This is a genomic window from Tropicibacter sp. S64, from assembly GCF_049803835.1.
Classification (GTDB): Bacteria; Pseudomonadota; Alphaproteobacteria; order Rhodobacterales; family Rhodobacteraceae; genus Pacificoceanicola.
The window spans coordinates 33,866-55,777 of sequence record NZ_JBNAGK010000021.1 but is presented as its reverse complement, the minus strand read 5'-3'; the positions used below and the strand labels follow the sequence as shown (position 1 = coordinate 55,777).

Below are 21,912 nucleotides of genomic sequence, written 5' to 3'. Positions count from 1 at the left end.
GCCCCGCCCCGGCTCTTTTCCCTTGCGCAACCGGACGCCCCCGGACTAGGCCATGGCACGACCGACATTCCAACCCGGAGCCCCTGCCGGACGCCGACGGTCATCGGCGTCGAGGGCCGCCATTCTTCCAGCATGACGGATTTTAGAGCATGAAACGCCTTCGGAAACTGCGCCTGACGCGGATCGTCCTGTGCTGGATCAAGGTCTTCCACTGGGCGCGGCACTACACCCGGCACTCCGGCGCCTTCCCGCGCGGCTATGACCAGACCGCCTCGCGGGCCTGGATCATGCGCGAGGCGCATACGGTGGAGAAGGGCCTGTCGCTGCCCGCCGTGCGGCACGCCTTCGGCCGCGCCAAGATCGACCACCTGCGCCGCGAGATGGCGGCCAGCGCGGACACCCCCGCCAATGCCCCGGCCATCGCCGTGGGGCAGAGCGTGCTGGGCAGCTATGTCCGCTGGCACGAAAGCCAGGGCGCCAGCGATCCGCTGGTCGCGGAAGTCGCGGAGGCGACGCGCGGGCGGGCGGACGTGGACCCCGCGCTCGGCGGCACGATCCCGGTGCGCCCCGCCGTCACGGACTCCGAGCGGCAGACCTACGACCGCCTCGTCCGCACCCGCCGCTCGCTGCGCAATTTCAGCCCCGAGCCGGTGGACCCGGCGCTGATCGACGAGGCCATCGCGCTTGCCAACTTCAGCCCCTCGGTCTGCAACCGCCAGCCCTGGGCCGTGGCCGTGGTGCAGGACCCCGGCATGGTCCGCAGGATGCTGAACCTGCAGGCCGGCAACAAGGGCTTCGACCAGAGCATCGGCACGCTGCTGGTGGTGCTGGCCGACACCACCGCCTTCGTCGAGGAATACGAGCTGTTCGAACCCTTCGTCGATGCCGGCATCTTCTCCTGTGCGCTGGTGAACGCGCTCAATGCCCGCAACATCGGCGCGTGCTGTCTCAACCTCTGCGTCTCGCACAAGATGGCGCGCCGGGTGATCCGCACGCTGGGCGTCGATGACCGCTTCTTCCCGGTGATGATGATCGCCTGCGGCCACCCCGAAGCCGGGGCCGTGGTGCCGATCTCGCACCGTCTCGCCGTGCAGACCTTCCGCTTCTGACTTATCCCAGGACCTCCCATGACCTCCCGGAAGAAAATCGTCTTCTCCTACCAGCTGCTGACCAACATCGGCTGCGAGATCATCATCCGCGGCTCCATCGCCTTCCTGACCCGCGCCTTTCCGCAGCATGAGCTGCATTTCATCGTCCAGAGCTACCATCCGGAGGAGGACCGCGCCCTGCTCGCCGACCTGCCGGGCGTCGAGGTGGTGCCGATGCTGGAGGCCAAGCGCATCCTGCGCGGGGTGCTGCGCAAGAGCGGGCTGTTCGTCTCGCGCTGGACGCCGCGCTTTGCCTCGCGCCACGCCAGGGACGCGGACCTGTTCGTCTCGGTCGGCGGCGACATCTACACCATGTTCGGCAATGCCCTGCCGCTGGACTGGCTCGGCTTCGAGAGCTACGCCACCCGCCGCAATATCCCGGTGATGATGTTCGGCGCCAACATGGAGCGCTTCGAGGTGCTGTCCCCGGCCGACCGCAGGACGCTGACGGACCACCTCGGGCGCTTCGCCCTGCTGGTGGTGCGCGACAAGGGCACGGCGGAGTACATCGCCGGGCATGGCGTCACCGGCAACACCGAGGTCTTCCCCGATCCGATCTTCTCCCTGCGCCCGCACACCACGGTGCAGCGGCGACGGATCAGGCGTATCGGCATCAACTTCACCCCCTTCCTGCTCAAGGAATACGGCGAGGAGAGCCTCGCCCGCTTCGCCCGGATCACCGAGGATCTCGTGGCCCGGGGCTACGACGTCGATTTCATCCCGCACGTGCGCTCGCAGGCCGGAGTTTCGACCCAGGACGATCCGGCGGCGCTCGACCGGCTCCACGCCGCGCTGAAACCGGAGGTGGCCGAAAAGGTCACCGTCTACCGAGGCCCGATGTCCTTTGCGACGATCGCGGAGGTGATCGGCAAGGTCGATCTCTTCGTCGGGGCGCGCATGCACGGCTGCCTCAATGCGCTGACCCTGGGCAAGGCGGTGCTCTTCGTCGCCTACAGCCGCAAGGCGCACACCATGACGGGCTGGCTCAAGGCCGAGACCCCCTTCGCCGAAGTTGCGCAGAGCTTCGACGTGCTGGACGGCGACAAGACCGACACCGCCGCCATCGAAGCCCTGATCGCCGCCCATGACAGCTGGGCCGCGGCCTCCGAAACCCCGGTGGAGATCGACACGGCGGGGTATCTCGCCGGCCTCCCGGTCTGGGACCACCTGACCCGCGCGGTGAAGATCTGACCATGAGCGAAACACCCGCCCCCAGGCCGCAGGCCTCCGGACGCACCGCCGCCAAGGGCATGGCCTGGACCGCACTGTCGCTGACGGTCTCCAAGGGGCTGTCCTTCGCCAGCCAGATCGCGCTCGGCTACCTGCTGGCGGTCGAGACCTACGCGGTCTTCGCCATGCTCACCACGGCGCTGATCTTCGTCAACGGCTTCCAGAGCGCCGGCGTCGGCAAGGTGCTGATCTCGCGGCAGGACGAATACGACGCGCTGCTGCCCACCTATTCCGCCTTCGCGCTCTGGCTCGGGCTGATCGGCATGGGGATCTTCCTCGTGGTCGGTCTCGTGTTCAACCAGATCTACGAGATCCGGCCGCTGTTCTGGATGATCGCCCTGGCCAGCCTCAGCCTGCCGCTCAAGGCGGTAACCACGATCTACATGGCCTCGCTGAGCATCGACCTGCGCTTCCGCGACCTCGGCATGATGGAGGTCTGGCGTTCGCTCTTCTACTACGCGGTGCTGGTCGGCGCCGCCGCGCTCGGCGCCGGGGGCTATACCATGGCGGCGGCGACGACCCTCTCCATGCTGTACCTCGCCTGGCTCCTGCGCCGCTGGACCCCGGACACGCGGATCGGCTGGCGCCTCACGCCCCGGACCTTCCTGCGGATGCTGGTGGAGCTGCGCTGGGTTCTCGCCTCGGGCTTCCTGCTCTCGCTCGGGATGAACGGCGACTACCTCGTGCTGGCCGACATCCTCAGCCCCGAGGAGCTGGGTTACTACTACTTCGGCTTCGTGCTCCTGGTGAACCTGACCACGATGATCTCCGTCGGGGTCAACCAGACCCTGTTGCCGATCTTCTCCAACCTCAAGGCCGACATGCCGCAGCTCAGACGCCAGTACCTGCGCATCGGCGGCGCGACGACGCTGATGATGAGCCTGCTGAGCATCGGCGTGATCGGCTTCGGCCCCGTGATGATCCACCTCGTCTGGGGCGGCAAGTGGGACCCGAGCATCCTCGTCATCGTCACCGTCGCCGTCGCCCTGCCGATCCGGCTGACCTCGAACTTCGCCGGGACGGTGTTCGAATCCCAGGGCGCCTGGGGCTGGCGCATGGTGGTGCTGCTCTGGGACGCGGGCTTCGTCGTGGTCTGCGCCTGGATCGGCGGCACGCTCGGCGGCATGAATGGCGCGGCCCTGGCCGTCGCCGGGCAGCGCATGGCCAGCGGCCTGCTGTCCTTCCCGCTGGCGGCGCGGCTGATCGGCATTTCCATGCCACGGGTCGCGGGCTTCTTCGCCCGCTGCTTCGGCAGCTACCTCGTGATCGTCGCGGTGCTGCTGATGATCGACCCCTGGCGGCATGTGACGATGCACGAGGACACCGCCATCCTGCTGCCGCTGCTGGAAACCGCCGTGGCCGTGCTGGCCTTCCTCGCCGCGAACTGGCTGGTCAACCGCGAACTGGTGACCGCGATGTTCGGCCTGATCCGCAACCGCCGCAAGAAGAAGCCGGCATGAGCGCGGCCCCGGACCCGAAGCATCTGCTCCTCCTGCTCGAAGGCACGGAAGGCTACGGCGTGATGCGGGTCTGGGAGACGCTGGCGCAGGGCCTGCCCCGGCGCGGCTGGCGGCTGAGCGCGACCCTGCTGCGGGACAACCCGGCGCTGCGGACGCGCTGGCAGGCGCTTGGCATCGCGGTCTTCGTGCTGCCCGCGCCGATCCCGCAGCCGGGCGGCGGGGCCCTGGGCAAGGCGCGGGCGCTCATGACCCGGGGCGCCGCGCAGCTGCGCCTCGCCCGCCAGCTCTCCCGCGAGATCCGGGCCCGCGGCATCGGCGGCCTGATCCTGCAAAGCCCGCTCGCCACCCTTCTGGCGGCGCGGGCGGCGCGCGGGTCCGGCACGCGGGCGTTCTGGATGATGCCGAACGCGGTCGGCAGCGGCTACCCGCTCGACCTCAACCGCCGCGTCTACCGCGCCCTGTTCCGCCACGGGCCACTGATCCCGGTGGCCAATTCGCACTTCACCGACGGCACCCTCGGTCCCGGCGCCTTCCCCCGGCATGTGCTGCACCTCGGCATCGACACGCAGACCTTCGCCCCCGGCGCCGGAGCGGGGCAGCTGCGCCGGGCGGACCTCGGCATTCCCGAGGATGCGCCGCTCTTCGGCCTCTTCGCCCGGATGATCCGGAGCAAGGGGCACGGGGTGCTGGTCGAGGCGCTGGCCCGGGTGCCGGACGCCCACCTGCTGATCTGCGGCGGACCGCTCGACGGCGCCTTCGGGGCGGAGCTGCGGACGCGGGTGGCGGAGCCGGACCTTGCGGGGCGGGTGCACCTGCCCGGGCCGCAATCGGACGTCCTCCCCTGGCTGGCGCTCTGCGACGTGGCGGTGAACAGCCGGCTCGACCCGGAGCCCTTCGGCCTGTCGGTGATTGAGGGCATGGCCCTGGGCAAGCCGGTGCTGGCCCATGCGGCGGGCGGCCCGTCGGAGACGGTGCTGGACGGAGAGACCGGATGGCTGATGGAGGCGCCGACGGCGGACGCCTTCGCCGCCGGACTGCACCGGGCGCTGGCCGACCGGGCGCGCTGGCAGGCGATGGGCATGGCGGCGCGGGCCCACGTCGAGGCGCATTTCTCCGAAGAAGCCATGCTGGACGGGCTTGTCGCGATCCTGGAGGGGAAGGGCGCGGACTCTTGAAAAGAGTCCGGACCGATTTCTTTTGAAGAAATCGGGGCCCGAACCGCGGCGAGTCAGGCCGAGGGGGGGGACGCGGCCGCGGTGAAGCTCCACCTCGCACCGCGTCGGCACCAGCCCGCTGTCCTCAAGCGGCACCGCTTCGGCAAGATACAGGAGGTCGTCGAACACGAAGGCATCGAACGGCCAGTCGGACCGCAGGCAGGCGCGTTTCGGCACCCAGCTGCGCAACGCCCTATACCCCGGCCTGAGACGTTCCAGATCGTCGAAGCTGCCCGCATCGGAACAGGCAAGAACCTCCCGCGGCCCGGCGTCCCGCGACAGCGAGACCGTCTTGATGGCCGCGAACATCGAGCGGTCGTAGATCAGCACGGCCCGAAACATCTCCTCCAGCCCGGCAAGGGCGAAGACGACGAAGTCTCCCCGGTCGCCGGTCCTCAGGAGCCCGGCCTGACAGGCCTCCGGCAGCCTCAGGGGGCGATCAGCCTGCCGCGCCTCCTTCACGAAGAGCAGTCCGGTGACTTCCCACCAGATCAGGTCCGGCGTGAAGGCCCCGGGAAATTCCGGCGACAGGTCGAGAACGGGCCGATCGCCGCGCCCCTCGGGACGCAGGAAACACCTTCGGAGAGCCTCTTTCTGGCGCTCATCAAAGACCGAACGCCCGTCCTCATGCATCATCCGGACATCTTCGTAGGGCGCGATGAACGTCATTCGACACCTTTCTCCGTCGCTTTTGGCCTCCGGCAATCCACCTGTCCGGTCCCGCCCCGCCTCGGACTATCCCGGGGCTCCGCCCGTTCGGCCCTCAAACTCTCCCCCGGAGAGTTTGCCGCTGCGCGGACCGGACTACCCCGGGGCTCCGCCCGTTCGGTCCTCAAACTCTCCCCCGGAGAGTTTGCCGCTGCGCGGACCGGACCTCACCCCCAGATCGCGCAGCGGATTGCCGGCGCAGAGCCGCCCGCCCGGCACGTCCTTGAGCACCAGCGAGCGTGCCCCGATCACCGTGCCCTCCCCAACCGTCACCCCCGGCGCGACGAAGCAGCCCGCCGCCAGCCAGGCCTCGGCCCCGATGCGGACGGGCTTGCAGTCATAGCGGAAATCGAGGCTGCGGTGGTCGTGCGAGCCGGTGCAGAGATAGCAGTCCTGCGAGATGCAGGCGTTGTCGCCGATCTCGATCCGCTCCAGCGAATAGAGCTCCGCCCGGTCGCCGATCCAGACATGATCGCCCAGCGTCACCTTCCACGGATAGGTTACCCGCGCCGAAGGCCGGATCTTCACCCCCCGCCCGACCTTGGCTCCGAACAGCCGCCAGAGCCAGGCCCGCCAGCCGTAGAGCGGCTGCGGAGACAGGCCGATCAGCACCGCCTGCACGATCCACCACAGCTGGACCGTCAGCCCCGAGCGCCCGCGAAACCCCTCCGGCACCCGGAACCGGGACAGATCCTGGTATCTTGCCATCACGCCCCCGCGCCTTGCCCCCGACGCGAAAAGGGGGGCCTCCTGCCCCCCTTCTACAGCCTTTCCCCGGCAAGCGGAACGCCCGGAGCCGCGCTCAGACGACGAACTCCACCTCGACGAAGAGCGACGTGGCCTGCTGGTTGGCGGTGCCCTGGGTGTTGCGCAGAACCAGCCGCTCCTGCCCCGCCGGCACGACATAGCAGACCGGCGCATCCAGCGCCCAGGCGGTGTTCAGCGGCGGCACGCCGCTGGTGGCGGCGATGACCGTTCCCGCGCCGTCCTCGACCTGGAAATCCGCGCTCATCGAGGAGGTCAGCAGGCCCGAGTTGCGGAAGGCCACCCGGGTGATCAGCGCCCCCGCCGGAACCGTCGCGGCAAAGGTGCCGGTGGTCGTCGGCGTGCCCTTGCCCGAGCCGTTGCGGAACACGAAGGAGCGCTTGCCGAAATGGCTGTTCGCCGCGTAGCGCGCGCCATAGACCGCATCCCAGACCATGATCTCGCCGCCGGTGAGATTGGCGGAGGTCGACTTGCAACGCTCCAGCCCCACCAGCCAGGTCCCGCCGACATTGCTGCCCCGGTCGAAGACCAGGAAGTTGTCGGGTTTCGTGTGACGGATGGTGCAGAGCGTGTAGCGGGCATTGTGCTCGTACTGCCAGCCGCTTGTGCCGTTGGAATACCTGTGCCGGCCGATCAGGTCGCAATTGTCGAACAGCACGTTCGCCCCGCCGGTGTTGCCGCAGGCGAACTCGGCGTGGGTGACGGTGTCATAGCCCGCCGGCGTGTTGGAGCCGCAGTCGAAATCGCGGAAACTCACCGTGCCGTAGGGCCACTCGCAGTAGATCAGCTTGGAGGCGGTGTTCTTGTGCTCGATGCGTCCGCCGGTCACCGTCAGGCTGCACACGCCACGGCTGTGGCTGGCCCCCAGCAGCTCGAACAGCGGCGCACCATGGGTCGAGGTGTTCAGCGTCATGCCCGGGTTGTGGCCGGACCAGTCGCAGTTGACGAAGTGGAAATGCCCGCCCATGTGCGCCCGGATCATCTGGCCGTCGTAGAGCCACAGCTTGCAGTTCGTGAACCAGTAGTTGAGGAACTGGTCCGAGGCCCCGGTGGCCGGGATCTCCAGCACCACGTCGCGGATCGTCGCCGCGATCCCGCAGTTCGTCCACTTCCACTCGGAGTTGTTGTTGCCGCCCTGCAGGTGGTACAGCTTCTGCCAGGTCCCCTGCCAGCCGCAGTTGTCGAACAGCATGTCCTGCGCGCCGCCGCTGGCGTCCACATGCATGAACTTCGCGACATCGGAGCTGCAGGTGAAGCGCAGGTTGCGAAAGCGCACCCAGAGCAGTTCGTTGGCGTTGTAGCACAGGTAGTCGTCGCCGGTGTAGGCGAAGTGGATCGTAGTGCCGGTGGCGTCGCCCTCGTAGGTCAGGCCAAGGCTGCGCCCGGTGCCGACCGCATCCATCAGGCTGCGCGGACTGGCAAGGCGGTACTCGCCCCCCGGGAAATGGATGCGGTTGAGGTTCACCGGGTTGGAGCCGGCGATCGGCGTGCGCTTCGCCGCCACCGCCGCGCGGAAAGCCGCGCTCACCGCCGCAGAATCGTCGCTCACGCCATCGCCCTTCGCGCCGAAGGCCCGCACGTTGAAACCGGCCTCGCCGGGACGGACATAGAGCTTCACGCCCCCGGCGGTGACCACGTGGTGGTCGGTGGCGAGATCGTCCGCCACCGCGTAGACGAAGCCGTCCTCGCGGGTGGTCAGGCAACGGCCGGTGCCGAGGAAGGCCGTGGAACGGGTGTCGGCCAGCACCGCCTCGACCGAGGCCAGCGGCTCGCCCGCCCGCAGCACCGCCTGCAGCCCGCCCGGCACGTCGATCACCGTGGCGCCCGCCGGCAGGCCGGAGCCCGAAACCAGCTCGAAGGCACCCTCCGGCGAAAGGCACAGGTCGCCCGCGGCGAAATCCGTGAGCGCGGCCAGCTCGGAGACGGAGGACACCCGGATCGGCATGCGCTGGCGCAGGCCGTCGAGCGAGGTCTTGAGGCTGCTCCCGGTCATCGGAAGCGAAGGAATTGCAAAAGCCATTGTCATGGACTCCCTTGAAAAGGCTGGCCTGTCCGGACCGCCCGCGGGCATCCGGCGCGAAACGGGATCAGAGGATGACGGTCTGCGCGGTGATCACATCCCCGGCCCCGAGGACCGTGAGGATGTCCTGCCCGCCGATGAGCGCATCGGCGCTCACCATCGTCCCCATGCCGACGCCGATCATCAGTAGAGCCCCACGATGTTGCCCGCGGTGGTGCCCGTCGCCCAGATCCGCGTGGCCCGCATGGGAAAGAGGCTCCCGGCGCCGATGTTCAGCGTGACGTCGCTGCCGTCGAGCAGCGTGGCATGCACGGTGCCCGCGACGCCGATGTTCAGGGCCCGGGTGACGGTGGGCAGGTCGGCGCCGTCGTTCGGCACGATCGTGTAGCCCCCGAAGGGCGGCGAGGTGATGCTGCGGGTGAACTTGCTGAAATGATCGGCCATGATGTCCCTTCCGGATGTGCACTGCGTGTCACCGGCGGAGCCCTCTCCCCGCTGGTGGATGCGAGGCAAAGTCCTGCCTTTTTCTTAACAATCCGAAGCACCACCGCACGTTGGATGCCCACCCGCCGCAACACCGCGCGCCCCGAAGCCCGCGCGATGTTGCACGCCCCGGGGCAATCGGCTTAACCATGGGCCGACCGTCCCGAGGCCGCCCGCAGGAGAGCCCGCCCATGAAAGCCCCCTCTGCCCTGCCCGTCCGGGACACCGCGACATGACGCCGAAGCGGCTGGTCTTCCTGTGGAACAACATCGGCCCGATGCACGCCGACCGGCTCGAAGCCGTGGCCCGGCGCTTTCCGGAGGCGCAGGTGCAGGGCGTCGAGATCCTCGACAAGGCCCCGGTCTACGACTGGCAGACCGAGGAGCGGCCGGGCTTCGAGAAGACCACGCTGTTCGCCTTCGCCGCCAGACCCGGCCTCATGGCCCGCACCCGCGCCCTGCTGCGCACCGCCTGGCGCCTGCGCCGGTCCACCTGGTTCCTGTGCCATTACGAGCGCCCGGAGGTCTTCGCCACCGCGCTTCTCCTGCGGCTCGCCGGGGCACGGGTCTTCACCATGGGCTGCTCGAAATTCGACGACAAGCCGCGCCGGGCCTTCGGTGAATGGCTCAAGAGCCTGATTCTGCGGCCCTATCACGGCGCCATCGGCACGCCGGTGCGCTCGCAGGACTACTTCCGCTTTCTCGGGTTCCGCAAACGCCCCGTCTCCGGCCCCTACAACACGCTTTCCATTGCCCGGATGCGGGCGCAGGCGGAGGGCACGCCGGAACCGGCCTTCGCCGAGCGCCCCTTCGTCATCGTCGCCCGCCTCGTCGGGAAGAAGAATCTCGCCATGGCGCTGGGTGCCTACGCCCTCTACCGGGCGCAGGGCGGCACGCGCGGGCTGGAGATCTGCGGCAACGGCCCCCTGGAGGACGCCCTGAAGGCGCAGGCACAAACCCTTGGGATCGCGGAGAAAATCACCTTCCACGGCTTCATCCAGACGGTGGAGATCTCCCGCACCCTTGCCCGCAGCCTCGCGCTGATCCTGCCCAGCATCGAGGAGCAGTTCGGCAACGTGGTGATCGAGGCGCAGGCCCTCGCCCGTCCGGTCCTCCTCTCGGAGGCCTGCGGCGCGCGGGAATATCTGGTGCAGCCCTGGGTCAACGGCTTCGCCTTCCCGCATGACAGCCCGCAGGCCCTCGCCGGGTTCATGGCGCTGATCGACCGGGACGAGACGCTCTGGCAAAGCCTCTGCGAGGGGGCCAGCGCCAGCGCCCCGCGCGGCGATGTCGCCGCCTTCGCCGAGGCGGTGGCCACACTGGCAGAGCCCGCATGAGCCGCCTTTCCCCCGAAACCCGCACGCGGCTGATCGAGGCCTTCGCCTTTCACGCACCCGTGCCGCTCAAGCGCTGGACCTCGGCCCGCTTCGGCCTGCCGCTGCGCCCGGAAGTCCGCCGCGCGGGCGTGATCTTCATCCACATCCCGAAGAACGCCGGCACCACCGTCTCGACCCAGCTTTACGGCGGCCACATCGGCCACCGCAGCGCGCGCTTCTACCGCGCCTCGGACCCGGCCTTCTTCGCCGCCGCCCCCTCCTTCGCCATCAGCCGCGACCCGCTGGAGCGCTTCCTCTCCGCCTTCCACTTCGCAAGACAAGGCGGCAGCGCGTCGGTCCCCGCCTCCCCCGCCGCCACCGCCTTTGCCCAAACCTTCGCCAGCCCCGAGGCCTGCGCCGAACACATCGCCGCGATCGGCCCCGCCGCCCGCGACCGGCTCGACCCGGTCTTCCGCAGCCAGTCGCATTACGTCTGCGACGAGGACGGCGCGCTGATGATCGGGCAACTCCTGCGGATCGAGGCCATCGAAGGGCAGGAGATCGAGATCGCCGGGCACCGCCTTTCCCTCGCCGCCCGCACCAACGCAGGCGGGACAAAGGCCGCGCCCACCCCGGCCCTCGCCAAGGCCGTCCTCGCCGCCTATGCCGATGACTACACCCTCCTGGAGCGTCTGCCGTGAGGCTCGCCATCCTCCTGCCCTTCATTTCCCCGGCGGGCGGCGGCGTGACCGAGGCGGTGCGCCTGCTGGTCCATGGCCTCGCCAAGGACCCCGCGCTGGAGATCACCGTCCTCTCCTTCGCCTCGGGGACCGACGAGAGCGCCCGCAAGGACTGGCCCGAAGGCGTCACTTGCAAGCAGTTCCGCACCTTCGGCCCCGCCCGCTACGGCCTCGCCCCGGGCATGGCGCTGCACATGCTGACAAACCGCTACGACCTCGTGCACATCCACGGCATCTGGATGTTCCACGTCTTCGCGGGCTTGCTCGCCATGTCGCGCGGCACCCCCGGGATCATCTCGCCGCACGGCATGCTGGAGCCGTGGATTCTCTCCCGCTCGCGCAAGATGAAGGCCGCCGTCTCGGCGCTCTACCAGAAAGCCGCCTTCAGGCGCGCCTTCGCGATCCACGTCCTGACGGAGAAGGAACGCGGCGACCTCGACGCCCACCTGCCCGGCCTGCGCTCCGAAATCGTGCCGAACTTCGTCCCCCCCTCCCCCGCGCCGGACGCCCCCGCGCCGTGGGAGGCTCAGGTGCCGCCGGATGCCCCGGTCTGGCTCTTCCTCGCCCGCATCCACGAGAAGAAAGGCTGGCCCGCGCTGCTGAGCGCATGGAGACAGTTCTGCGAGGAGGTGCCGGAGTCAGACGCGCATCTGGTCTTCTGCGGCTGGATCGACGGGGACAGCGACTTCGAGGCACAGGTCAAAACCGCCCCCCGCACCCTCTACGCAGGCCCGCAATACGGGCAAGACAAAGCCGCCAGCTACGCCCGCGCGGCGGTCTTCCTCTTGCCCTCCATGAGTGAAGGCCTGCCCATGACCGTGCTGGAGGCGGCGCAGACGGACACGCTCATCGCCATGAGCGCGGAATGCAATCTGCCGGATTTCTTCGACGGCGGCGCCATCGAGACCGGCACGGCCGTCATCGACATCCTGAACGCCCTGCACCGCCTGCACGCGATGCCCTTCGAGGAGGCCGAAGCCATGCGCAAGGCCGCCCTCGACCGCGTTCAAAGCCTCTACTCCGAAGAGGCCGTCACCGCCCGCTTCCGGGCGCTCTACACGGAGGCCACCCGATGAAAGCCATCCTGACCACCCTCCTCTTCGCCACCACCCCGGCTTTGGCCGAGACTGTCCTCTGCGGCGATGTCGCCTTCGTCACGCCGGAAAGCATCGCCTTCGTCGCAAACCTCAAGGGCATGGAGCCGCCCCCGCCACCCCGCAGGGACGTCGAGGCCGCGCTGGAGGCAGAGAGCGGCACGATCTGGATCATCTCCGGCCCGGAGCCATCCGAGGCGGTGCGATCCTGCCTCGCGCTGGCTGAGCGGCGGGTGCCGGGGGTGACGGCCCTGCATCAGGACCTCGCGGACGACATCGATCAGCCGATCCCGCCGGAGGTCCTCGAAGCGCTGCTGCTTCCCTTCCCGGAAGAGCAGCGCCCCGCCCTCCTTGCCAATGGCTTCGGCGACATGACAACCGCGGGCCACGGCGACCATCTGGAAGCAGGCCCCTGGACCAGCCATGTGTATGTGACAAAGGGTGGGGAGCCGGTGCGCTCCCTTCACGCCATCGACAGCCTGCTCCCAACGAGAGGCGGCCGTGACTGCTCCAATGAACAGAGCTGCTTCGACGCCTTCGCCGACTTCGTGACCGAATAGCACCGACGGCAGGGGTCCCCTGTCAGGAACTCTCCGCCTGCTTCTGCGCCCCGGGGTTGGCGACGGTGTCCCGCTTCACCATGCCGAAGATCCGGTCATAGGCCGCCAGCAGCTTCGGCGCGGAGGCATCCCAGGACAGCGATTCGAGCACCCGCGCACGCCCCTGCGCCCCGAGCCGGGCCCTGAGGTCCGGGTTCTCGATCAGCTGCGCGAGGCAGCGGGCGAAGTCCTGGGGATCGTTGGCCTTTGCATAGAGCGAGGCGTCGCCGGCGCTGGCCCGGCCCTCGGTCAGCTCGAACTGCACCAGCGGCTTTTCCAGCGTCATGTACTCCATGACCTTGTTCATCGTGGAGATGTCGTTCATCGGGTTCTTCGGATCGGGGGCGACGCCGATGTCGATCTCGTTGAGCACCTTGAGCAGCGCCTCGTCGTAGAGCGCCCCGGTGAAGGTGACATGCTCCTGCAGGCCGCGGGCCGCCACATCCGCCTTCACCACGTCCACATGCGGGCCGAAGCCGACGATGGCGAGGTGCACGTCGGCGTGCCCGAGATCGCGGATCAGGTGCTGCATGGCCGCGAGCAGCAGGTCCATGCCCTCCTGCTGGCCGATGACGCCGACATAGCCAAGGAGGGTCTTCGCGCCCTTGCGGCTGCTGCTGTCGCCGGGGCCGGGGCGGAATTTCTCGATCCGGGGCGCGGAGCGCACGACAAAGACGTTCTCCGGCTTCATGCGGCCACGGCGGATGGCGATCTTGCGGAAGCTCTCGTTGGTGGCGATGGAGACGTCGGCAAAGGCGAAGGTGATGCGCTCCCAGAGCAGCATGACCTTGTAGAACAGCCCCCTGCGGCCGAACTTCGCCTCGAAGAGCTCGGGGCAGACGTCGTGATGGTCGAAGAGATAGCGCACGCCCGAAAGGCGGTAGCGCAGCGCCAGGAGGAAGATCAGGTCCGGCGGGTTGCAGCCGTGAATGACGTCGAAGCCGCGCTCGCGCCGCACCACGCGGGCAAGGCGGAACCAGTGCCACATGGCCGACAGGTATTCGCGGGCATAGGCCACGGCGCCGGAATGCGCCTCGGGCGGGGCCGGGTGGCGGTAGATGTGTACATCGTCGATGATCTCGAACGGCGCGTCCCAGCCGCGCCCCATCGGACAGATCACCGAGACCTGGTAACCCGCCGCCTGGAGTGTCGTCGCCTCGAGCCAGACCCGCCGGTCCAGCGGGACCGGCAGGTTCTCGACCACGATCAGGACGCGGCGCGCTTGTTCACTCTTGGCCATCTGGTCTCCGTGCAGCGGTCTGCGGGTGGCATTGGCCGCCGACAGGCCGGGGCGCATCCGGTTTCGGGCCGGAAAATGTCCGAAACGGCCTTGCTTGTAAATCGCGATTGGTCCGAGTGTGGCAATTCAATCTGAACACGGCGTTACGAAATATCTGTCTTCCCCGATCCCCCTGCCATCATGGGCGGGTCTAGGCGGCCCGGCGCGGGGATCAGGGCATAAAACCATGCCACGCGCAGGAGGTCCACCGGGCACGTGGCCATTGCCCGCGCATTGTGCGGCAGGTTGCCGCTCAGGGAGGCAGGGGGGAGTTTGGCTGGATGTGACGGGGCGAAACGATTATACCATGCGTGACCCGGAGCCGCCTTGCGCGGGCAGGACGCAGACCTTGGACGGAACGCCATGAACACCAATTTCTCAGCCGGCCGTCCGGCTGCCGCGTACCGCGACGGGTCCGCCCAGGCCGGCAAGGTCAAGGACGAGGCCGTCATCGACCTGCGCGCCCTGCTGCAGGTGCTCTGGACCGGCAAGCTGATCATCCTCGCCACTGTCGTGGCGGCGGTCCTCATCGGCGGTTATTACGCTTATGCGCTGGCCACCCCGCTCTACCGCTCCACCGCGGTGGTCATGCTGAACAACCGCGACCAGGAGGTGGTGAACCTCGACAGCGTCGTCGGCGGACTGGCGCGGGACAGCGCGGTGGTCAACACCGAGGTGGAAGTGCTGCGCAGCCGCGATCTCGCGGGCAAGGTGGTCGACCAGCTCGACCTGGTCTCGGACCCGGAGTTCAACACCTCGCTGCAGCCGCCCTCGCAGGTCAGCCGTCTGAAAACCACGGTCAAGGCACTGCTCGGCATGCCGGTCGCCGGCGGCACCCGCAGCGACGAGGAAACCCGGCTGTTCCGGCGCCAGCTGACCATCGACAGCCTGCTGAACGCGGTCTCGGTGCGCACCGTGCCCGACAGCCTGGTCTTCCAGATCACCGTCGAGACCGAGGATGCCAAGAAATCGGCGCTGCTCGCGGACACGCTGGTTTCGCTCTACATCCGCAACCAGCTCGACGTGAAGTTCGACGCGACGGAGCAGGCCACGGGCTGGCTCACCGAGCGCGTCACCGAGCTGCAGGCCGAGCTGGAGGCGGCGGAAACCCGCGCCAAGGTGTTCAGCACCGGCACCGATCTGGTCAGCCCCGAGGCGCTGCAGGCCAGCGAGCGCCAGCTCAAGGAGATGCGCGACCGCATCGAGGACACCGCCCTGCGGCGCGAGGCGGCGGCGGCGAAGCTGGCGCAGGTCGAGGCCGCGGCCACGCCCGAGGAAAAGGCCGCCGCGACCGGCGACAGCCAGCTCAGGGCCATGCTGCCCCGCATCGACCAGCCCGCCATCGCGCAGGCCTTCGACGAGCGCTTCGAGGCGCTGGCGACCCGCGCCGGACAGGAAATTTCCCGCATCGACAGCCAGATGCAGGCGCTGCAGGCCTCCAAGGCCGAGTTCGAGGCCCGCATCGAGCAGCAGAACGAGGACCTCATCACCCTCCAGCAGCTGACCCGCGAGGCCGAGGCCAGCCGCCTGCTCTACGAGCATTTCCTCGCCCGGCTCAAGGAGACCTCGGCGCAGCAGGGCATCCAGCAGGCGGACAGCCGCATCCTGTCGCAGGCGGTGATCCCGGTCTTCCCCTACTCGCCGCGCAAGTCGCGCATCCTCGCGCTCAGCACCTTCCTCGGGCTGCTGGCAGGGGCGGCGCTGGTGTTCCTGCGCGAGGCGGCGAGCAACAGCTTCCGCCATGCCTCGGCGCTGGAGGCCTTCACCGGCTACACCGTGCTCGGCGAGGTGCCCCGCATCCCGTCCCGGCGCCGCAAGGGCGTGCTGACCTACCTGGCGGAGAAACCCTCCTCGGCGGCGGCGGAGGCGGTCCGCAACCTGCGCACCTCGGTGCTGCTGTCGAACCTCGACCATCCGCCGCAGGTGCTGCTGGTCTGCTCGTCGATCCCCGGCGAGGGCAAGACCACCGTGTCCATGGCGCTGGCGCAGAACCTCGCGGGCATGGGCAAGCGCGTGTTGCTGGTCGAGGGCGACGTGCGGCGGCGCATGCTCTCCGCCTATTTCGAGGTGCAGAAGCCCGAGGGCATCATCAGCGTGCTGACCGGCACCGCCACGCTGGCGGAGGCGGTGGTGCACGAGGCGGCCATCGGCATCGACATCCTCTTCGGCGAGGAAAGCCGGGTGAACGCGGCGGATGTCTTCGCCTCCGAGAAGTTCGCGGCCTTCCTGACCGAGGCCCGGGAGCATTACGACCACATCCTGATCGACACCCCGCCGGTGCTGGTGGTGCCCGACGCGCGCATCGTGGCGCAACAGGTGGACGCGGTGGTCTTCGTGGTGAAATGGGACAGCACGTCGAAGACGCTGGTCTCCGAGGCGCTGTCGATGTTCGAGAGCGTCAACCGCCCGGTCAGCGGCCTCGTGCTGAACAACGTGAGCCCCCGCGGCATGAAGCGCTACGGCTACGACGGCAAGTACAGCGCCTACGGGCGGTATGGCTCGGGGTATCACAAGAACTGAGGGTAGCGGACGGAGCCCCCTCAGGGCATGTCCGTTGCGCCGGGAAGCCATGAAACACGGCAAGCTGCACAGCGTTGCGCACAACTACGCCGCCTCGCTTTCCGGCGGGCTGAGTTTCGTCGTTCCGCACCAGGTGATCCACAGCGCGGTCTATGCGGAGGCAGCCGCGACAGCGGATGGATTTATCGTCGTCGACTTCCTGAGCGGCAGGGTGACCGGTGCCTGCGACGGGAGTGAACTGGAAAACATCATCCCTCTCTTCCGCGCCGCCTTTCCCGCGTTTTGTGCCAGACACGGCGTGGATCATGCAGCGTATCGCAGCTGTCTCGTCCGGTTTGTCGCTGGTCCGGGGGGCAACATCTGTGTCGCTGGCCCGGGGGGGAACAGCTACGTCATCACGGTCGAAGACCGATGCGGGGTCCGGACAGCCCGGGAATATCTTGCAGCACAAGGCCGCCGATCCATGGAAATGGACGCGCTTGGCAGGATGCGGCCGAAAAAGCTTCCGTCTCCCGAAGCGTGATCGGGTCCGGGATCACCTCAAGCCTTCGACAACCCGGTAAAACGCCTCCCAGGCGGCGCGTTGCTCCGGAGGCACCGCGTCTTCATCGCCCCGGGCCCACCCCTCCGGTGTGAGCCAATCCAGGGTCAAAGGCCGCGCCGCCGCGCAGAGGTCCGACACCTGCCGGGTTGACACCGCGAACCCGAGAAGCCGCGACAGACCCGCCTGCCCTTCTGGCACGTCTGACAAGGCCTCGACGAGGCTGTGCAGGTCAGTAGCCTCCGCGTCCTTCGGAAAAGCCGCGGCAAGGGCCTCGATCCCGGACAAATCTCCCTCCCGCGCGCCGCCGCAGGCCCATTTCACCGCGATGGGATGCAGAACGAAGTCAAACCCGAAGAAGACGTTGGACGTGGGGTCCGTTTGCGCCGATGCGCCGGCCGCCAGAAGGTTCAGGCACAGGGTCATCCCTTTCATACGGGAGCGTGGAGCCATCCCTGTGTCCCTCCCAGAACCATGAGGTCCCGGATCAGGTCCGGGACTGTGCCGCGCTCAAACCCCGTAATACTCCCGGTACCACGCGACAAACGCCGCCACGCCGTCCTTCACGTCCGTCTGCGGGCAATACCCCGTCAGCTTCTGGAGCAGCGCCGTGTCGGCCCAGGTTGCCGGGACATCCCCCGCCTGCATCGGCATCAGGTTGCGCTGTGCCGTCTGCCCCGTCGCGGCCTCGATGGCGGCGATGTAGTCGGTGAGCTGCACCGGGGCGTTGTTGCCGATGTTGACCACCCGGTGCGGGGCCACCGGAGAGAGGCTGTCGCCCTCCTCCACCACGCCGTCCCCGGGCCGCTCCGGCACCGCGTCCATCAAGAGGCGGATCGCCTGCACGAGGTCCTCGACGTAGGTGAAGTCCCGCTTCATGTCGCCGTAATTGTAGACGTCGATCGGCTGCCCCTTCAGGATCGCCTTCGTGAACTTGAACAGCGCCATGTCCGGCCGCCCCCAGGGGCCATAGACCGTGAAGAAGCGGAACATGGTGATCGGCAGCCCGAAGAGATGCGCATAGGAATGCGCCATGTTCTCCGTCGCCTTCTTCGTCGCGGCGTAGAAGGACATCTGGTGATCAGCCTTGTCGGTCTCCCGGTAGGGCATCTCAGTATTCGCCCCGAAGGCCGAGGAGGTCGAGGCAAAGAGCATGTGCCTCGGCGGATGCGCCCGTGCCGCCTCCAGAATTTCGAACGTGCCCGTGATGTTGCTTTCCAGATAGCTGCGCGGGTTGTCGATCGAGTAGCGCACCCCCGCCTGACCGGCGAGGTGGATGACGTAATCGGGCTCATGCTCCTCGAACAGGGACATCATCCGCCCGGGGCTCTCGATGTCGTCGTTGACCACCGCGAAGCCGGGGTTCTGCAGGAGCATCGCCTGCCGCCGCTCCTTCAGCGTGACGTCGTAGTAATCCGACAGGTTGTCAATGCCGATGACGCGGAACCCGTCCGCCAGCAGCCGGGCGCAGAGGAAATAGCCGATGAAGCCGGAGGAGCCGGTGACGAGGACGGTGGGCTGGGGCATGGGGTCGGCTCCGGAAGGGGCTAGAACCCCCCTGATAACAACCCTTGCAGATCGCCCGCAAGGGAGCGGGCCCCGGCGCGGGTCACGTGCGAGGGGTCGAAATAGAGCACCGTGCCGTCAGCATCCACCAGCGGGCAGAGGTCCGGAGCGCAGAGGCGCGGCAGCGGATCGTAGAGCGTGACCCCGGGCAAAGCCGCGACATCCGCCAGCACGAGGGTCCAGGCCGCGTGCTCGGCCTCCACCTGCGCCCGGTCGCGCCCGATCATCGCCGGGTCTGCTCCCCGTGCCAGCGCGTGACCCGCGACGGACGGCGCCTCCATGCCGATCACCGGCAATTGCGCCACGAGGATCACCCGCTTGCCTGCATCGGTCAGCGCCCGCACGGTCTCGCGGAAGCCCGCCTCGAAAGCCTGCGCGTCGACCCGCGGCAGGTATTGCACCGCGTCGGAGAGCAGCACGACGGTCTCGATGTCCCCGTCCTGCACCAGCCCCGCCAGCCAGCCGGCGTTTGCATCCCGGCAATCGGGACGGTCGGCGAGGTCCAGCCCCATCACCGGCGGGCAGGAGGAGGCGGTCAGCAGCCGCAGCGCCTTGCCCTCCCCGGCCAGCCGCTGGCCCAGCTCGTAGCCGACCTCGACGCCGTGGCTGTCGCCCCAGACCGCCACACGCGCCGGGGTGCCCTCCGCCCCGGTCACGCAGGTCTTCTCATAGGGCCTCTTTTGCCCCGCCCCGCGATGGCAGCTCGCGCGCAGCGGGCTGAAATCCTCTTCGGCGGCGAAGGCGCGCAGCGCCGCCTCCGGGAAGCGCCCGGGCAGCCCCTGCCCCGCCAGCACCCCGCCGCCCGCCAGCACCATGAGGCCCATGCCCGCCAGCCCCGCCCGCAGGAAGGGCGCGGCGGTGATGGGCCGTTTCGCAAAGGGCTGCTCGACGAAGCGGTAACTCAGCCACGAGAGCGACACGATCAGCGCCAGCGCGGCACAGGCCGCGGGGAAACCGGGATGCTCGGGCATCAGGCGGATGCGCAGGAAGGCGAAGACCGGCCAGTGCCAGAGGTAGAGCGAATAGGAGATCGCCCCGAAGAACAGGAAGGGCCTCGAGGAGATCAGCGCCCCGGCGGCGTTCGGGCCGGACCGCCCGGCCCAGAGCACCAGCCCCGCGCCGAGCGTCGGTAGCAGGGCCATCAGCCCGGGAAAGCCCATGCCCTCATGGATGAAGGCGACGGAGCCGGCGAGCAGGACAAGGCCCAGCCCGGAGAGCGCGGCAACCGGCACCCGTGCGGAGGGGGGCGGGGCCAGCGCCAGCGCGGCGCCGATCAGCAATTCGAACACCCGGAAGGGCGTGAGGAAGTAGGCCCCCGTCGGGGACTTTCCCAAAGCCCATTCCGACAGCCCCAGCGAGGCCACGAGGCAAAGCAGCAGGAGCGGCATCAGGAGCCGCCGGGCAAAACGCATCACCAGCCACAGGACAGGCGGAAACAGGATGTAGAACTGCTCCTCCACCGCCAGGGACCAGGTGTGCAGCAGGGGCTGCAACTCGGCGGAGCGGCCGAAATAACCGGTGGTCAGGTAGAAATCGACGTTGGAGACGAAGAGCGTCGAGGTGACGGTGTTCCTCGCCAGCGCCATCAGCTCCTGCGGCGAGAGCAGCAGGCAACCCACCGCCAGCGTCACCGCCAGCACCACGAAAAGCGCCGGGAAGATGCGCCGCACCCGGCGGCGGTAGAAATCCGCGAGGGAAAAACGCCCCGCGCCGATGTCCCTTGCAAGGATGCCGGTGATCAGGAAGCCGGAGATGACGAAGAAGATGTCGACCCCGACGAAGCCCCCGGGCAAAGCGGCAGGCCAGGCGTGGAACAGCACCACCGACAGCACGGCGATGGCCCGAAGGCCCTGGATGTCGTCGCGGTGGGTCGTGGTGGTGGAGGCAAGCGCGACCATCCCCGCCCCGCCGTCAGTCTGCGCCGAACAGGTCGCGGGTGAAGACCTTGGCCGCGACGTCGCGGATCTCGTCCGTGAGGCGGTTGGCGACGATCAGGTCGGCCTCCGCCTTGAAAGCGTCGAGATCGCGGATCACCCGGCTGCGGAAGAAATCGTCCTCCTCGAGCACCGGCTCGTAGACGATGACCTCGACGCCTTTGGCCTTGAGCCGCTTCATGATGCCCTGGATGGACGACTGGCGGAAGTTATCCGACCCCGCCTTCATCACGAGGCGGTAGATGCCGACGACCTTCGGCCCCTTCATCAGGATCTGATCACTCAGAAAATCTTTCCGCGTGCGGTTCGCATCGACGATGGCGCGGATGAGGTTCTGCGGCACATGGCTGTAGTTCGCCAGGAGCTGCTTGGTATCCTTCGGCAGGCAGTAGCCGCCATAGCCGAACGACGGGTTGTTGTAATGCCCGCCGATGCGCGGATCGAGGCTGATGCCGTCGATGATCTGCCGCGTGTCCATGCCGCCGGCCATGGCGTAGCTGTCGAGCTCGTTGAAGAAGGCGACGCGCATGGCGAGGTAGGTGTTGGCGAAGAGCTTGATCGCCTCCGCCTCGTCGGGATCGGTGAAGAGGATCTGCACGTCCTTCGTCTCCGCCCCCTCCAGCAGCAGGGTCGCGAAGGTCTGCGCCCGCTCGGACCGCTCTCCGACGATGATCCGGCTGGGGTGCAGGTTGTCGTACAGCGCCCGGCCCTCGCGCAGGAACTCGGGCGAGAAGATCACCTGGTCGGTCTCCATCTCGCGGCGGATGTGACGGACGTAGCCGACGGGGATGGTCGACTTGATGACGATGGTGGCGCGCGGGTTGACCGCGATGACCTGAGCGATCACCGACTCGACGCTGGAGGTGTCGAAGTAGTTGCTCTTCGGATCGTAGTTCGTCGGTGTCGCCACGATGACGAACTCCGCATCGGCATAGGCGCTTGTCGCATCGGTCGTCGCGGTCAGGTTCAGCCTGCGGTTGGCGAGGAAATCCTCGAGATCGGCATCGACGATGGGACATGTCCCGGCGTTGACCTGCGCGACGCGGCTCTCGGAGACATCCACCGCCGTCACGGCGTGGTTCTGCGCCAGCAGGACGGCGTTCGACAGGCCCACGTAGCCAAGGCCGGCAACGGCGATCTTCATGACATATCCCTTTTCGCGGCCGCAGATATCGGTTTCCCGGGTCCGTCCATACGGGCAATGCGGGATGCCGACAAGCCGGGGCGGCCTTCCTGCGCGGGGGCACAGGCCCCGGCGCCTGCCAAAGCGGCGGTCTTGCACGACAATCCGGGAAA

18 protein-coding genes are annotated in these 21,912 nt (G+C 68.3%); 10 read left to right on the top strand and 8 right to left on the bottom strand.

Annotation, left to right across the window (positions count from 1 at the left end):
* Positions 1–149: 149 nt before the first annotated feature.
* Genes ACP159_RS24030 through ACP159_RS24015 form a run of 4 tightly spaced genes read left to right on the top strand, consistent with a single transcriptional unit; the run spans position 150 to position 5,013 of the window.
* Positions 150–1,109: a nitroreductase family protein gene (locus ACP159_RS24030; RefSeq protein WP_425102271.1), complete on the top strand. Its 960-nt coding sequence runs from the start codon at positions 150–152 to the stop codon at positions 1,107–1,109.
* A gap of 18 nt (positions 1,110–1,127) precedes the next feature.
* Complete coding sequence (locus ACP159_RS24025; RefSeq protein WP_425102270.1) at positions 1,128–2,339, top strand: polysaccharide pyruvyl transferase family protein; 1,212 nt, start codon at positions 1,128–1,130, stop codon at positions 2,337–2,339.
* Positions 2,340–2,341: 2 nt separating this feature from the next.
* Positions 2,342–3,838, top strand: coding sequence for an oligosaccharide flippase family protein (locus tag ACP159_RS24020; protein ID WP_425102269.1), 1,497 nt, complete (start codon positions 2,342–2,344; stop codon positions 3,836–3,838).
* Positions 3,835–5,013: a glycosyltransferase family 4 protein gene (locus ACP159_RS24015; RefSeq protein ID WP_425102268.1), complete on the top strand. Its 1,179-nt coding sequence runs from the start codon at positions 3,835–3,837 to the stop codon at positions 5,011–5,013. The genes ACP159_RS24020 and ACP159_RS24015 overlap by 4 nt, the downstream gene beginning before the upstream one ends.
* Positions 5,014–5,856: 843 nt before the next feature.
* On the opposite strand, the gene ACP159_RS24010 is transcribed toward ACP159_RS24015, so the two are convergent.
* From ACP159_RS24010 to ACP159_RS24000, 3 genes are all read right to left on the bottom strand, one after another.
* Positions 5,857–6,468 carry a putative colanic acid biosynthesis acetyltransferase gene (locus tag ACP159_RS24010; RefSeq protein WP_425102267.1) on the bottom strand — a complete coding sequence of 204 codons (612 nt, stop codon included), beginning with the start codon at positions 6,466–6,468 and terminating at the stop codon, positions 5,857–5,859.
* Between the two features lie 94 nt (positions 6,469–6,562).
* On the bottom strand, positions 6,563–8,518 hold the full coding sequence (locus ACP159_RS24005; RefSeq protein ID WP_425102266.1) for a glycosyl hydrolase family 28-related protein: 1,956 nt from the start codon (positions 8,516–8,518) through the stop codon (positions 6,563–6,565).
* A 210-nt stretch (positions 8,519–8,728) separates the two neighbouring features.
* The gene (locus ACP159_RS24000; protein WP_425102265.1) at positions 8,729–8,989 is read right to left on the bottom strand and encodes a spike base protein, RCAP_Rcc01079 family; all 261 of its coding nucleotides are present in this window, start codon (positions 8,987–8,989) and stop codon (positions 8,729–8,731) included.
* A gap of 271 nt (positions 8,990–9,260) precedes the next feature.
* Here ACP159_RS24000 and ACP159_RS23995 point away from each other — a divergent pair, with 271 nt between their 5' ends.
* From ACP159_RS23995 to ACP159_RS23980, 4 genes are read left to right on the top strand one after another with little or no spacing between them, the layout of a single operon-like run.
* Positions 9,261–10,364, top strand: a complete 1,104-nt coding sequence (locus ACP159_RS23995) for a glycosyltransferase (protein ID WP_425102264.1) — start codon at positions 9,261–9,263, stop codon at positions 10,362–10,364.
* Positions 10,361–11,044 (top strand): hypothetical protein, encoded by a 684-nt coding sequence (locus ACP159_RS23990; protein ID WP_425102263.1) that lies wholly within the window; start codon positions 10,361–10,363, stop codon positions 11,042–11,044. Before ACP159_RS23995 ends, ACP159_RS23990 begins: the two co-directional genes overlap by 4 nt.
* Positions 11,041–12,159 (top strand): glycosyltransferase, encoded by a 1,119-nt coding sequence (locus ACP159_RS23985; protein WP_425102262.1) that lies wholly within the window; start codon positions 11,041–11,043, stop codon positions 12,157–12,159. Before ACP159_RS23990 ends, ACP159_RS23985 begins: the two co-directional genes overlap by 4 nt.
* The gene (locus tag ACP159_RS23980; RefSeq protein WP_425102261.1) at positions 12,156–12,737 is read left to right on the top strand and encodes a hypothetical protein; all 582 of its coding nucleotides are present in this window, start codon (positions 12,156–12,158) and stop codon (positions 12,735–12,737) included. The genes ACP159_RS23985 and ACP159_RS23980 overlap by 4 nt, the downstream gene beginning before the upstream one ends.
* A 22-nt stretch (positions 12,738–12,759) precedes the next feature.
* Here ACP159_RS23980 and ACP159_RS23975 read toward each other — a convergent pair whose 3' ends face one another.
* Positions 12,760–14,016, bottom strand: coding sequence for a glycosyltransferase family 4 protein (locus ACP159_RS23975; RefSeq protein ID WP_425102260.1), 1,257 nt, complete (start codon positions 14,014–14,016; stop codon positions 12,760–12,762).
* Positions 14,017–14,418: 402 nt separating this feature from the next.
* Here ACP159_RS23975 and ACP159_RS23970 point away from each other — a divergent pair, with 402 nt between their 5' ends.
* Both ACP159_RS23970 and ACP159_RS23965 read left to right on the top strand, forming a co-directional pair.
* A complete protein-coding gene (locus ACP159_RS23970) occupies positions 14,419–16,575 on the top strand; it encodes a GumC family protein (protein ID WP_425102259.1) in 2,157 nt (718 codons plus the stop codon).
* 49 nt (positions 16,576–16,624) lie between these two features.
* Entirely contained in the window at positions 16,625–17,098 is a 474-nt protein-coding gene (locus ACP159_RS23965) for a hypothetical protein (RefSeq protein WP_425102258.1), read from the top strand.
* Between the two features lie 12 nt (positions 17,099–17,110).
* On the opposite strand, the gene ACP159_RS23960 is transcribed toward ACP159_RS23965, so the two are convergent.
* From ACP159_RS23960 to ACP159_RS23945, 4 genes are all read right to left on the bottom strand, one after another.
* Positions 17,111–17,551, bottom strand: coding sequence for a hypothetical protein (locus ACP159_RS23960; protein ID WP_425102257.1), 441 nt, complete (start codon positions 17,549–17,551; stop codon positions 17,111–17,113).
* A 75-nt stretch (positions 17,552–17,626) separates the two neighbouring features.
* Positions 17,627–18,643, bottom strand: a complete 1,017-nt coding sequence (locus ACP159_RS23955; protein ID WP_425102256.1) for an SDR family NAD(P)-dependent oxidoreductase — start codon at positions 18,641–18,643, stop codon at positions 17,627–17,629.
* 20 nt (positions 18,644–18,663) lie between these two features.
* Positions 18,664–20,580 carry an acyltransferase family protein gene (locus tag ACP159_RS23950; protein ID WP_425102255.1) on the bottom strand — a complete coding sequence of 639 codons (1,917 nt, stop codon included), beginning with the start codon at positions 20,578–20,580 and terminating at the stop codon, positions 18,664–18,666.
* 13 nt (positions 20,581–20,593) lie between these two features.
* Positions 20,594–21,760, bottom strand: coding sequence for a nucleotide sugar dehydrogenase (locus tag ACP159_RS23945; RefSeq protein WP_425102254.1), 1,167 nt, complete (start codon positions 21,758–21,760; stop codon positions 20,594–20,596).
* Positions 21,761–21,912 lie beyond the last annotated feature (152 nt).